Genomic DNA, 12,685 nt, shown 5'->3' with positions numbered 1-12,685 from the left:
TATGCATGCCTTTTTAGAAAAAGCGCAACAATTAAAACAGCAACTAAATTGGTCGCTAATTTTTGGTGTTAGCTTTTTTTTAATCGTTGTATTTGGCTTAGTGCAAATAACGAGTGGCGTAAGGCAGTGGCTGGTAGAAAATAAAGATGCGCAAATAAAGCACTTAACGGTATTAGGCGAACCCGAATATACCGATGAAAAAGCTATTATTGGCGCAATAAAAAAAGCTGACTTATCGAGTTTTTTTGATTTAGATGTTAAGCATGTACAGTATTTGGTGCAAGAGTTACCTTGGGTCGCAACCGCATCAGTACGTAAGCAATGGCCAGATACACTGCAAGTATATGTAGTTGAGCATCAAGCCGTGGCTGTTTGGAATAGTGATTTACTCATTAACCAAAAAGGTGAAGTATTTCAGGCTGCAAGTTCAAAGCTCAGTGTTGAGTTACCGCAACTGTATGGCCCCGAAGGTAGTGAGTTTGAAGCATGGGTTGCCTTTAAACAGTTTGATGAAATGCTCACATTAAATAATTTTAAGTTAACAAGTTTAGCTTTGTCAGAGCGTTTTTCATGGCAGTTATGGCTTGAAAACGGTATCCGTCTTAATTTAGGGCGCAAAGAAAAAGCTAAACGGGTACAACGGTTTATAGATATTTACCCACGCATGGAAAAACGTGCAGATGCACAAGTAGATGTTGTGGATTTACGGTATGATACCGGTCTTGCTGTGAGCTGGAAGCTCCTGGAAGAAGAGCAAATACAAAATAAGAGTAAGGCATGACTAAGTCAGCAGAAAGAAACCTCGTGATAGGATTAGACGTTGGCACCTCAAAAGTGGTGGCCACGGTTGGTGAAATCACCGCAGATAACAAACTCAGCATTGTTGGGGTTGGCAGCCAAGTATCTCATGGTATGGATAAAGGCGGTGTTAACGATCTCAATTTAGTGTCTGAATCAATACGTCGGGCTATCGATGAAGCAGAATTAATGGCTGATTGCCGTATTAGTTCAGTTTACTTGGGGATTTCAGGAAAGCATATTCAGTGTCAAAATGAAAATGGTGTTGTTGCAATTAATAATACCGAAGTGACAGACGAAGACATTGATAATGTTATTCATATTGCACGTTCAGTACCAATTTCAGCTGAACGCAAAATGTTGCATGCATTACCACAAGAATACAGTATTGATATGCAAGAAGGGATAAAAAATCCTTTAGGTATGAGCGGCGTACGAATGGAAGCTCGTGCTCACATCATTACCTGCTCTAATGACATGGCAAAGAATATTGAGAAATGTGTAGAGCGTTGTGGGCTTGAAGTTGATCAACTCATTTTTACTGCTTTAGCGTCATGTTACTCAGTATTAACCGATGACGAAAAAGAGCTAGGCGTTGCTGTATTGGATATTGGTGGTGGCACAATGGACATCACTATTTATATTAATGGTGCGCTGCGTCACTCTGCAGTTATCCCCGTTGCGGGAAATCAAGTAACGGGTGATATTGCAAAAATATTTCGTACACCGATTTCGCATGCTGAATCACTCAAGGTACAATATGCGTGTGCGAGCAGCCAAATGGCCAGCAGTGAAGATACGATTGAAGTACCGAGTGTAGGTGGTCGGCCAGCGCGTTTAATGTCGCGTCATACCTTATCTGAGGTTGTAGAGCCACGTTTTAGAGAATTATTTGAACTGGCGATGGAAGAAATTCGTCGTTCAGGGTTAGAAGACCAAATTGCAGCAGGACTCGTCATTACAGGCGGTAGTGCTAAAATGGCGGGCGCGATGGAAGTAGCTGAAGATATCTTCCAAATGCCAGTAAGAGTAGGAAAGCCAATCGGGATAGTTGGCTTGACTGATTATGTAGATGACCCTTCATATGCAACCGCGGTTGGTTTATTGCAGTACGGCCGCACAATGCAATCGATGAATGCACAAAAGTCGAAACCTGAAGGTGATAACAATTTGTGGAGCCGCATAACTAAGTGGTTTCAAGGCGAGTTTTAATGCTCAAGTCGGAGAGTAAACATGTTTGATATTATGGAACAACATAGCGAAGAAGCTGTCATAAAAGTAATAGGCGTGGGCGGTGGCGGCGGTAACGCGGTTGAGCACATGGTTAAACAGCAAATTGAAGGTGTGCGTTTTATCGCTGCAAATACGGATGCGCAAGCATTACGTAATTCATCAGCTGATATTACGGTGCAACTTGGTACTCAGATCACATCTGGGCTAGGTGCCGGGGCAAATCCTGATGTTGGCCGTCAATCTGCGGAGGAAGATGCAGATACAATTCGTGCCAGCCTTGAAGGTGCAGATATGGTATTTATTGCAGCTGGTATGGGTGGCGGTACAGGTACTGGCGCAGCACCCGTGGTTGCAAAAATAGCGAAAGAACTGGGTATTTTAACAGTGGCAGTTGTAACGCGTCCGTTTGATTTTGAAGGCAAGAAACGTGCAGCAGCCGCTGATCAAGGTATTAACGAATTGTCAGAAATTGTAGATTCACTTATTACAATTCCTAACAATAAATTGCTTAAAGTTTTAGGTAAAGGGACTACACTTCTAGATGCGTTCGCTAAAGCAAATGACGTATTATTTGGTGCGGTTCAAGGTATTGCGGAGTTAATTACACGCTCTGGTTTGATTAACGTGGATTTCGCCGACGTACGTACAGTTATGTCTGCTATGGGTACTGCGATGATGGGCACAGCGTCTGCATCGGGTCCTGATCGTGCACAAGAAGCTGCTGAAGCCGCTATTTCTAGCCCATTACTTGAAGATGTTGATTTAACGGGTGCTAAAGGTATCTTGGTTAATATCACCGCAGGTATGGACATTGCGATTGAAGAGTTTGAAATTGTCGGTAATCACGTTAAAGCATTAGCATCTGAAAACGCAACGGTGGTTGTGGGTGCGGTAATCGACCCTGAAATGACAGACGAACTACGTGTTACAGTTGTTGCTACGGGTTTAGGCGGCGATCGTCGTCCACAGTTTGGTATTGTTGATAATGGCTTTAAGAAAGCGTCAGGTTCTGATGTTAGTGGTTCAAGCAGTCAAACAAGTGGCATGTATGTGCCAAGCTTTGCAAGTCAAGGCAGCAGTGAAGAAACAAGCTCTGCAGCTAAAGCTGAAAAGCATGATTCGACGATGAATCCACAAACAAGCGCAAGTAAAACTGTTGAGAATGGTAGTAAAAAATCAGACAAGTCGGATGGTGGTGATTATTTTGACATTCCTGCTTTTTTAAGAAAACAAGCAGACTAATCAAAATGTAAAAGTGCTGATTAAAAAATAAACGAATTTGGCAGCTGGTCGTATCTGTGATATAATCCGCCGTCTAACTGTAACTATAAGTGAGCGAACCTATGATTAAACAGCGTACGATTGCAGAAATAGTCAAAGCCATAGGAATTGGACTTCATAAAGGTGAGAAGGTCACAATAACTCTCCGACCTGCGAGCGCAAATACTGGGATTGTATTTCGTCGTGTCGACCTTGATCCGGTTGTTGATTTTGAAACAACACCTGAAGCCGTTGGTGATACGCAATTGTGTACCTGTTTAACAAATAAAGATGGTGTTCGCTTATCAACGACTGAGCACTTAATTGCAGCAGTAGCGGCAATGGGTATCGATAATCTAATTGTTGAATTAGATAGCTCAGAAGTACCAATAATGGATGGTAGTGCATTACCATTCATTTACTTGTTACAAAAAGGCGGCATAGCAGAGCAAAATGCCGCTAAGCGCTTTATTCGTATTAAAGAAAAAGTACGCATTGAAGAAGGTGATAAATGGGCTGAGATAGAACCATATGATGGTTTTCATATCGACTTTGAAATCGCTTTTGATCATCCGGCAATCAATGAAAGCCGCCAACGTATCGGTTTAGATATTACTACGCAAAGCTTCACTGAAGAAATTAGCCGTGCACGTACATTTGGCTTTATGAAAGATATAGAATACATGCATGCAAATAACCTAGCACTAGGTGGTAGCATGGATAACGCCGTAGTCTTGGATGAGTTTAAAGTACTTAATCCTAACGGTCTGCGTTATAGCGATGAGTTTGTTAAGCATAAAATTTTAGATTGTGTTGGTGACATGTTTATGACAGGCCACAACATCTTAGGCAAAATTACCGCTTATAAGTCAGGTCATGACTTAAACAACAAGTTACTTCGTAAAATTATGGCGACTGAGTCAGCATGGGAATGGGCTACGTTTGAAAACCCAGTTACTATGCCAGCACCAGGCTTAGAAGTAGCTACAGCTTAATAGTAGCGCTTAAAAAACAGTTATAAAAAATGACGCTATTTAGCGTCATTTTTTTTGCCTAGCCTTTAATACTAAGTTTTTACAAGCCTAAAATATTTTGCAGCTGTACAAGCTCGGTAACGTGATAAGTTGGTTTTATTCCTTCAGGCAACACAACCCCTGGATGCTGCAACCAGCAGCTATCAATCCCCGCATTTTGTGCACCCAAAATATCACTGTTTGCAGTATCGCCGACCATTAAAATATGTTCTTTGTTAGGATTACCCATTAGGTTAAAGGTGTGATCAAAAATTGCAACGGCCGGTTTTGCAATGCCTACTTGTTCTGATATAACCAACCAGTCAAACATGTCTTTTAGGCCTGTGTGTTCTAAGCGACGGGCTTGTAATTGTGTAAAACCATTGGTGATAATGCCAAGTTTGGCATGAGGCTTTAATCTATTAAGTAATTCGACAGCACCTGGAAGTGGTTGGCAGATCTCGGCCATCGCGGTTAAAAAATTATCATTAAGTTGCTGCGCTGGCACGTTGAGTTTTGTTGCCCACTCACTAAAGCGTGTTACTTGTAAATGACTGGCAGTAATTTTATTGTCTTGGTAGGCAAGCCATAATGATTTATTGGTCACTTGATAATGCTGGTAGTCGGCCTCATTAAAATCCACGCCATAAGTGGCGAGCATTCTTTTTAAACCTGCAAAGGCATTAAAGCTGAATAGGGTTTCATCTGCATCAAATAAAACGTGGGTATACTTCATTAAACTTCCTTACTGTATAGATCCGGGTGTAAAAAAGGTGCCATAGCGAGGGTCAGGGCTTGTGTGTATGTGCTTTCACGTGTGGCATGATGGTTAGTAAGTAGGCCAATAGCCCCACCTTGTTGTTTTATATTGGTTGTATTAAACGCATTGTCCATAACATCACCTAGCTCTTTACCTTGCAGTAATGCGTTATAAAGACTCTGCGGAAGTGGTAAATTACTGCTGCGGCCTATTGCACGTTGTTGGTTATCAGCAATAACAACATAAGCAAAGGTCGCAGGCCCGTAGCTGAATTGCTCTGCACCACCTTCCATTGCTACGTAAAAATCGGCTTGATAGTGCTGTTGGCAATGTAATACGCGATTTTGTGCGCCAATTCGGGTTTCATCTTCACCTATAGGTTGATCCGGTACGTCTGATGGAGCGTTAACACCTTGGCAATCTATAGCTATGTTAGGGTAAAAGAGATGAAAGATACTGCGTGCCGCACTTATCTTCACTGGATTTTTTGATCCCACAATAATGCGAAGTGACTCTGTCATACTGACTTCTCCTTTTATGATGAAGTCAGTAGTGTATACCCAAGCCACCTCAAGATGCGAGCGTCGTTGGAATTAAAAGCGATTTAGACAAGGCATTGATTGCAAATAATGGTTGTTCCCTTGTTAAAATCAATAACGCAGTATAAATCGCTTTTAAACCAACCCTTTGGGCGTTTCACAGGAACTTACTCTCATCGTTGTTCCTTCTTAAAAGGGATTGCCATTGCTGCAAAGTAACGCCTTGATATTAAGCCCCTGTGAAACGCTGAATTTTGTATCTTGAGGTGGCTTGGGTATACATAAGCTATTTATTTCAGCAAGCGGTTTTTTTAAATAGGTAAGTCAACAGGAGCTAATTCGGCAAGGGCGCGTTTTTTTAAGATAATATCTTTAATGAGTGGGGTTAAAACTAACTCCATCGCAAGACCCATTTTACCGCCGGGCACTACAAGTGTGTTGATACGTGACATAAAGCTGCCTTCAATCATGCGTAAGTAATAAGGAAAATCAACATCGTCAATACCTCTAAAGCGAATAACAACAAAGCTTTCATCAAGGGATGGAATATCTTTTGCACTAAAAGGATTTGAGGTATCAACCGTTGGTACGCGTTGAAAGTTGATATGGGTACGCGAGAACTGCGGTGTAATGTGATTAATATAATCATCCATACTGCGAACTATTGAGCCCATCACAGCTTCACGAGAGTGACCTCGTTCAGATGTGTCGCGAATTAATTTCTGGATCCACTCAAGGTTGATGATTGGCACCATGCCAATCAATAAATCGACGTGTTTAGCAACATCATGATCTTGATCGACTACGCCACCATGAAGCCCTTCGTAAAATAAAATATCAGTGTTATTTTCAAGCTCTTGCCATGGAGTAAACGTACCGGGTAGTTGGTTATATGGCACAGCTTCATCAAATGTGTGTAAGTAGCGACGTAACTTGCCGGCGCCAGTATCCCCATAATTACTAAATAACCCTTCCAGTGCCGCAAAGTCATTTGCCTCACGGCCAAAGTAGCTAATGTGTTTACCTTCTTGTTGCGCTTCGCGTACTTTTTTATCCATTTCTGGGCGTGTATAGCGGTGAAAGCTATCACCTTCTATAAACGCGGCCTCGATATTAAGACTGCGAAATATATGCTTAATAGCATTTGTAGTGGTGGTAGTACCCGCACCCGATGAACCCGTGATCGCAATAATAGGATGTTTAGCTGACATAGTTGTTCTCATTTTAAGTAGCACCCTAGTTATAAGGGTTAGTTAGGGGCTAGGTCAAGTGACAGGCGCACTTAATTAGCGCTATTATAGAGGAAGAATAATAATGAGAGATTCATATGAAATTGATTTCACCTTTGCTGGGCTTAATGGCCACTTTAGCAATAACGTCGTATTCGAGTTTAGCGGCTATGCCAAAAAGCGAAATCTTACTCGCTGATGTTAATACTGAGTATGGTTTACAGGTTAGTCGTATTACTGATGGCGATGTTTACAATAATCAGCCCCTACTTACCAAAAGTGGTATTTATTTCACTAAAGAAGTGCAAAATAATGAGCAAAGCCAAACAGAGCTCGTTTTTTATAATTTCGCCGATCAGCAAACAACTAATTTAACGAATACTGCTGTGAGCGAGTATTCGCCTACCTTAACACCTGACGGCAGCGCTCTTTCTGCAATTGTTGTTGAAGCTAATGGTAAGCAAAAGTTATGGCAATACCCGTTTGATAAAAATGTTGCGCCAAGGCGTATTTTTGAGTGGGTAGAACCCGTTGGTTATCATGCGTGGGGTATTAATAATGACGTGGTGATGTTTATTCTAGGTAAACCTCATACACTGCAGTACACCCATGTAGCTGCTGCGAAACCAGAAGTAGTTGCGAGTGACATTGGCCGCACGCTTACGTTCAATAAACAGCTTGGTGCTTATACTTTTAACTATACAAAGCAGCAACAGCAGTGGCTGGCAAGTTTTGATGCAAAACAAAATCAAGTAACGGATTTATTTAGGTTACCGAAATCTGTGCAAGACTATGCATTTAAAGGTGCAGACACTGTAATTTATGCTGTGGATAATCGCGTTTATCAACGCAACCTGAGTGAACCTGAGGTTGTATCCCTATGGCTAGATTTAACACCTTACTGCGAGACGAAAATTACTCGTATGAGCTACTTAAATAATCAACTTGCTTTTGTCTGTACAAAGTAAAGGCTGGTTTAATTAATCATAACAGTGGTTAATTAAACCTATTTAAATGGTTTTACTGTAGTGTAAGCCATCACGTTATTGTAATGAATTAACAAGGATCATTATGCCAGTCAGCGCAGAGCAAGTAACAGAGCAGTTAATAGCACTTAAGTGTCGTAGCAATTTTAAAATAAAGAATATTACCGAGTTTATGCTACCAAGTTCAAAAGAAGCCATTTATTTACATATTGAAGGCGGCCAACCTAAAATTGTCATTCGCCCAGCTTTTGAAGTGTTTAGTGATGATTTTTCTGCACTTGATGGGGTTTCGCGGATCAGCGATGTTTTTCATAATAATGAGATGACCCGCTTTCCTACTCGAATTTATAAAAGTGCGAATCCAATACATTATGGTGTTGCGTTTAAAATAGGCACTGAAAAATCGGCAAAAGAGTTTATTGAATTATTGCTAAAAATTATGAATGGTTAGGTAGTTCACTTTGTTGTCAGGTAACCGCAGGTATGATTATTTAGTAAGAATTAATGGATTGGGTTATGCAAAAATTAATATTCACTTTAATTACAACATTTAGCTTAGTGGGCTGCGGCTTGCAGGTTAAAAGTGATATACCAGAGCCTGATTATGCAATAAAGCACAATCAGTTTGTTAGTAACAATGAACCGATACCTGCAGGTTGCTTTGCACAATTAATGACAAACCTAAATGGTGATAATACAACCGCAGCGGTATTTATTGAGTCTGCAAATTTACGTGGCTGTAATGCAGCTAACTACCCTTACCCTGGTGGAGATGAAACACTGATCACATATAGTATTGAAAAAATACTCCCCGCTCATAGTTATCAATTGAAGGTATGTGAAAGAAGCACTGAAGGTAGTATGTCGGGCAGTTGTGATAACGTTTTAGTTAAATTTACTCATCTAGATTATCAGCTGCCAAATAGTACTAAGCAGGTGTTATCGGTTATTAAACTCGGTGAATGGTAGTTTTAGGTTGTTTATCTTCAGACCCATGAAAAAACGGCAAACTACTGGCTTGCCGTTTTTTAGTTTACAGCGAAGGTTAACGCTTTAAGAAGCTATTAATGGATGCTAACTCACGTTCTTTTAATGCAATACACGTGTTAATGCCTTCTGCTAGTTTGCTTAATGAGCGGGCATAACCTGGCACTTCAGATATTTTATCAGTGAAGAAAGCTTGAGTGGTTTTTAAACTGCTGGCATCACAACCGGCAGTTGTATAATACGGTAAGTTCGGCAGTGCGAATGGCGGTAAATTAGCGGCCACACTATCGTAATTGGTATAAACCCATTTGATCAATCGCGCTTCACGTTCTGGTGTATATTTTTGACCAGATAAAATAGTTCGCATATCTGACGCGGTCACATCATCCGTAAGGCTGTAATCTAGTACTGCTTTTTGTAGCTCAGGTTTTCCAAAATAACTCATAGCAGCGAGCATTTTAGTGCGAACTTGTGGGTCTTTAGTGGTTTTAAATGTATTCATGTAAGCGTCAAGTAAGTTCTTGTCGCCATGAAATGCAGCTAAATTTAAGTAGGTAGATGCTAAATATGGGTCTACTTTACTTGGATTATTTAAATAAACACGTGCTTGGGCTTTCGCTGTATTGATCACACTTTGATCTTCGCCATCAAACCCTAAACGAGAAACAACCTGTGTGCGTAATTGCGAAATTGCGGCATCTTCTCCTATTTTTGCTGTTAAACCATATTGCTTAGCTGCAGGTGTGATGCTCTTTCGGATAAATTCAGGCCAAAGGTGCTGATTGCTTGCATCTTCAAAGGTACGCTTTTGCGAAGCTAGATAAGCCAAAGCGGTATTTGCTACACGTGGGTGCTTGTCACTTATAAAGGTCTCTAGTGTTTGCATTAAATGCGCAGCTGAAATAACACCGGCATCTAGCAGTGCATCAACGGCAGATAATAGCGCTAAACGTTCGCGTACAGTCAATGTATCGGCGGCTTTATTGATCAGTGCTGCAAACTGTTTATCGTCTAATACCCAGCGGTAGTAACCCAGAGCGCCTTGATCTGGATAAATCCATTCAGGTTCAAACTCAAGCTCAATGGTTTGATTTTCTTTGGTTAGAAGTATGCTAGCAGTTTTTACTTGGTCGCCAGCACCATATTTTATTGCAACAGGTACATTCCAAAGCTGTGCGGGGGCATCAACACCTGCGTTAGTGAAGCGGCTTTGGTTAATAGTAACCATTTTACCTTGCTGGCTTACTTTTACGAGTGGGAAAGAAGATTGCTCTATAAACGATTTTAAAACCCCTGCAACGTCTTTATTCGAGGCTTTACCAAGGGCTTGCCATAAGTCAGCCGCTTCTGCATTTTTATAGGAAAACTCTTTCAGGTAAGCACGAATGCCCTGTTGGAATGCTTCTTCACCAATCCAATTCTCGACCATAGCTAAAACAGCGCTACCTTTGCTGTAAGCTAGGCCTAAACCATCCATTATATCGGCTTCGGTTTTAATTGGTTTGCGGATTGGTTTAGTGCTTAAACGAGCGTCTAATGCCATTACATTATTTTGCGGTAGATCTAGGTGTGATTCAAATTCTGGGTTTAGCTGTGTTGTAATTTTAGCCGCCATCCAGCTTGCAAATGCTTCGTTTAGCCATAAATCATTCCACCACTTCATGGTCACTAAATTACCGTACCATTGGTGTGCAAGCTCGTGCGCTATGATAGAGATGTTACGTTGTTTTTTACTACGAGTAGCGGTTGCTAAATCAAGTAGCAAGATATCTTCACGGTATGTTACTAAGCCTGAATTTTCCATTGCGCCGAATGGAAACTCTGGAACAGCTACTGAATCAAGTTTTTTATAAACGTAAGGAATACCAAAGTAATCTTCAAGAGCCGCTAGCACTTTAGGCATCGCTTGTGCTGCATATTCACCTAAATGAATTTTACCTTGAGGAGTAATAATACGCCCAGGTATTGGCATGTCTTTGACTTCACGCTCTTCAAATGGTCCAACAGCCATTGCCACTAAATAGGAAGGGATTGGTGGTGTTTTATCAAAGAAGTGGGTCGTCATATCACCATTTACAGTGGTTTTTAACTCAGGTGTATTGGCATAGACTTTTTGTGAGCTCGGGGCTGTAATCGTTAATTGAAATGGGATCTTATAACTTGGCTCATCAAAAACAGGGAAGGCGCGGCGAGCATCGCTCATTTCAAATTGTGTAAATAGATAAGGTACCCCTTGATCTAATGTTTTATATAAGCCGACACTTTGACGATTATAAGGGGCAGTAAAGTCTATTTTTAAGGTGTATTTACCAGGTTGAATTTGCTCGTCACAGCTAAATTTAACTTTACCTGTTTTTAGCATTTCAGTGCTTAAATCACAGTTTTTTGTGCCGAGCAGCTTGACCATTTGAGTTGCATAATCAACTCCATTAAGCTCAATATATTTTGTTGGCTTAAGAACTTCAAGACTAATTTCAGTCATACCACTGAAAGTATCTTGAGCTGGATCAAGGGTTAAAGATACGTGTTGAGAGCTTGGTTTTGCCAGCTTTTCAATAACATATTCATTAGCGTGAGCTGAGCTCACTGCAATAGCGACACTGAGCGTCAGTAGGCTTTTAATAAACATAAGGGGATCCTGATTTTTCTTGTTAGAAGTTATGTACTAAAAATATAGAAAAAGAATTTTAGTAGCGTACAAATCATCCTAACAGCTTTTTCTCGGTGAGTAATGAAGTAGTTGGTAACAAGGTTTATCAAATAGTGTGACGCTGCAAGAACCGTTGCCAGTGAGCTTGGGGGTTGATTACGCGTATTTGTTGGATGATATTACTAAGGGTTGCTACATCTGCAAAATCAGTAGGCTCATATTCATTAAAGCCGAGCAGATAATTAAATGCAGCTTTGTTATCAGCTTGGATAGCGTAAATGCGAATTTGCTGCTCAAAATTGAGGCGTAGGCTACTAATTGCTGTTTTCATACCGAGTTGGTCGATACTGGGAATATCACACTTTTGTAAGTAGCCAGCGCGATCTCCTTCACCAGAGAACCAGATACGTACTTTTTCGCTATATCGGCCTGACTTTGCTGGTAAGTCAAATAGTAAGCGAGTATGCCCCTGCTGTTTAACCAAGGTGATATAGTCGTCTAAACCGGCATCAAATAGTGCTTGGTGTACGGGAACAATACGGGCTTTTATTTTTCCATGAGTGTGGAAATGAAAACATAGAATATGCTGATGAACAATAATATCACTTAGCTGCAAATGGCCAATTTCATCGCTATAGGCGCCGCTGTAATATGCAATCAAAGGTAACCAAAAGTGCCAATGCTTAGCTTGCTCTCGAGGTAAGCGAATATCCCCATAAATATAGCCATGGGAAAGGGTGTGTAACTCCATAGTGGAAAAGGGGCGGCGACCAAGATGGGATTTCAACGTAAGTACCTTGAAAGTAAAGACTTGCGCTAGTTTATACCCAAGTGTTTAGGAAATAAACCAGCACAGTAACGCAATGCTAAATAATGCTTATTCGCTTAATGCGCGGGCAAGACCTACTGGCTCTATTTCAACGCAAACTTGGTCATCATTCCAGTTTAGGCCAACTAGTGCATCATCGCTTTTTAGATCTTCAACCCATTCGTCTAAAAATTCATCAAGGTTGATTTCAACAGGGCTATAGTCTGCCCACTCTTCTTTACATTGGGCTTTTGCTGCAGCTTCACTTTCCCACAGGAGTAATACATCGGCGTTTTCAAATTGGTTTGAATCACAAACAACAAAACCACCGTCGTCAGCGCCTAGCGCCCATAATTGCTCACTTTGGCGTACTTTCTCTACAAAACTGATTAGTTCCGATTCAATCTCGATATCACTCATGT

General features: G+C 41.0%; 13 protein-coding genes. 7 read left to right on the top strand and 6 right to left on the bottom strand.

Annotated features, from left to right (window positions below; all coding sequences use genetic code 11):
* Nucleotide 1: 1 nt before the first annotated feature.
* From ADS77_RS01990 to lpxC, 4 genes are all read left to right on the top strand, one after another.
* Nucleotides 2-781 (top strand): cell division protein FtsQ/DivIB, encoded by a 780-nt coding sequence (locus tag ADS77_RS01990; protein ID WP_054206635.1) that lies wholly within the window; start codon nt 2-4, stop codon nt 779-781.
* Nucleotides 778-2,010, top strand: coding sequence for a cell division protein FtsA (gene ftsA / locus ADS77_RS01985; protein ID WP_054206634.1), 1,233 nt, complete (start codon nt 778-780; stop codon nt 2,008-2,010). Before ADS77_RS01990 ends, ftsA begins: the two co-directional genes overlap by 4 nt.
* Before the next feature lie 21 nt (nt 2,011-2,031).
* A complete protein-coding gene (ftsZ, locus tag ADS77_RS01980; protein ID WP_054206633.1) occupies nt 2,032-3,273 on the top strand; it encodes a cell division protein FtsZ in 1,242 nt (413 codons plus the stop codon).
* Nucleotides 3,274-3,374: 101 nt separating this feature from the next.
* A complete protein-coding gene (lpxC, locus tag ADS77_RS01975; RefSeq protein ID WP_054206632.1) occupies nt 3,375-4,286 on the top strand; it encodes a UDP-3-O-acyl-N-acetylglucosamine deacetylase in 912 nt (303 codons plus the stop codon).
* 79 nt (nt 4,287-4,365) lie between these two features.
* On the opposite strand, the gene yjjG is transcribed toward lpxC, so the two are convergent.
* The 3 genes from yjjG to ADS77_RS01960 all read right to left on the bottom strand — a co-directional run bounded on the left by yjjG (nt 4,366) and on the right by ADS77_RS01960 (nt 6,814).
* Complete coding sequence (gene yjjG, locus ADS77_RS01970) at nt 4,366-5,040, bottom strand: pyrimidine 5'-nucleotidase (RefSeq protein ID WP_054206631.1); 675 nt, start codon at nt 5,038-5,040, stop codon at nt 4,366-4,368.
* On the bottom strand, nt 5,040-5,585 hold the full coding sequence (gene yjjX / locus ADS77_RS01965) for an inosine/xanthosine triphosphatase (protein ID WP_054452713.1): 546 nt from the start codon (nt 5,583-5,585) through the stop codon (nt 5,040-5,042). The genes yjjG and yjjX overlap by 1 nt, the downstream gene beginning before the upstream one ends.
* 329 nt (nt 5,586-5,914) lie before the next feature.
* Complete coding sequence (locus tag ADS77_RS01960; protein WP_054206629.1) at nt 5,915-6,814, bottom strand: phosphoribulokinase; 900 nt, start codon at nt 6,812-6,814, stop codon at nt 5,915-5,917.
* 116 nt (nt 6,815-6,930) lie between these two features.
* Here ADS77_RS01960 and ADS77_RS01955 point away from each other — a divergent pair, with 116 nt between their 5' ends.
* The 3 genes from ADS77_RS01955 to ADS77_RS01945 all read left to right on the top strand — a co-directional run bounded on the left by ADS77_RS01955 (nt 6,931) and on the right by ADS77_RS01945 (nt 8,787).
* On the top strand, nt 6,931-7,800 hold the full coding sequence (locus ADS77_RS01955) for a hypothetical protein (protein WP_054206628.1): 870 nt from the start codon (nt 6,931-6,933) through the stop codon (nt 7,798-7,800).
* 103 nt (nt 7,801-7,903) lie between these two features.
* On the top strand, nt 7,904-8,269 hold the full coding sequence (locus ADS77_RS01950) for a hypothetical protein (RefSeq protein ID WP_054206627.1): 366 nt from the start codon (nt 7,904-7,906) through the stop codon (nt 8,267-8,269).
* Nucleotides 8,270-8,334: 65 nt separating this feature from the next.
* Complete coding sequence (locus ADS77_RS01945) at nt 8,335-8,787, top strand: hypothetical protein (protein ID WP_152960580.1); 453 nt, start codon at nt 8,335-8,337, stop codon at nt 8,785-8,787.
* A gap of 76 nt (nt 8,788-8,863) precedes the next feature.
* Here ADS77_RS01945 and ADS77_RS01940 read toward each other — a convergent pair whose 3' ends face one another.
* The 3 genes from ADS77_RS01940 to ADS77_RS01930 all read right to left on the bottom strand — a co-directional run bounded on the left by ADS77_RS01940 (nt 8,864) and on the right by ADS77_RS01930 (nt 12,683).
* Nucleotides 8,864-11,434, bottom strand: coding sequence for a M1 family metallopeptidase (locus tag ADS77_RS01940; RefSeq protein ID WP_054452707.1), 2,571 nt, complete (start codon nt 11,432-11,434; stop codon nt 8,864-8,866).
* Nucleotides 11,435-11,561: 127 nt separating this feature from the next.
* Nucleotides 11,562-12,242, bottom strand: a complete 681-nt coding sequence (locus tag ADS77_RS01935) for a hypothetical protein (protein ID WP_054206624.1) — start codon at nt 12,240-12,242, stop codon at nt 11,562-11,564.
* Nucleotides 12,243-12,332: 90 nt separating this feature from the next.
* Complete coding sequence (locus ADS77_RS01930; protein WP_054206623.1) at nt 12,333-12,683, bottom strand: DUF2750 domain-containing protein; 351 nt, start codon at nt 12,681-12,683, stop codon at nt 12,333-12,335.
* Nucleotides 12,684-12,685 lie beyond the last annotated feature (2 nt).

Source organism: Pseudoalteromonas porphyrae, assembly GCF_001298125.1.
In the GTDB taxonomy this organism is placed as follows: domain Bacteria; phylum Pseudomonadota; class Gammaproteobacteria; order Enterobacterales; family Alteromonadaceae; genus Pseudoalteromonas; species Pseudoalteromonas neustonica.
The sequence above is the reverse complement of the archived record's forward strand: the minus strand, read 5'-3'. Positions and strand labels throughout refer to the sequence as shown.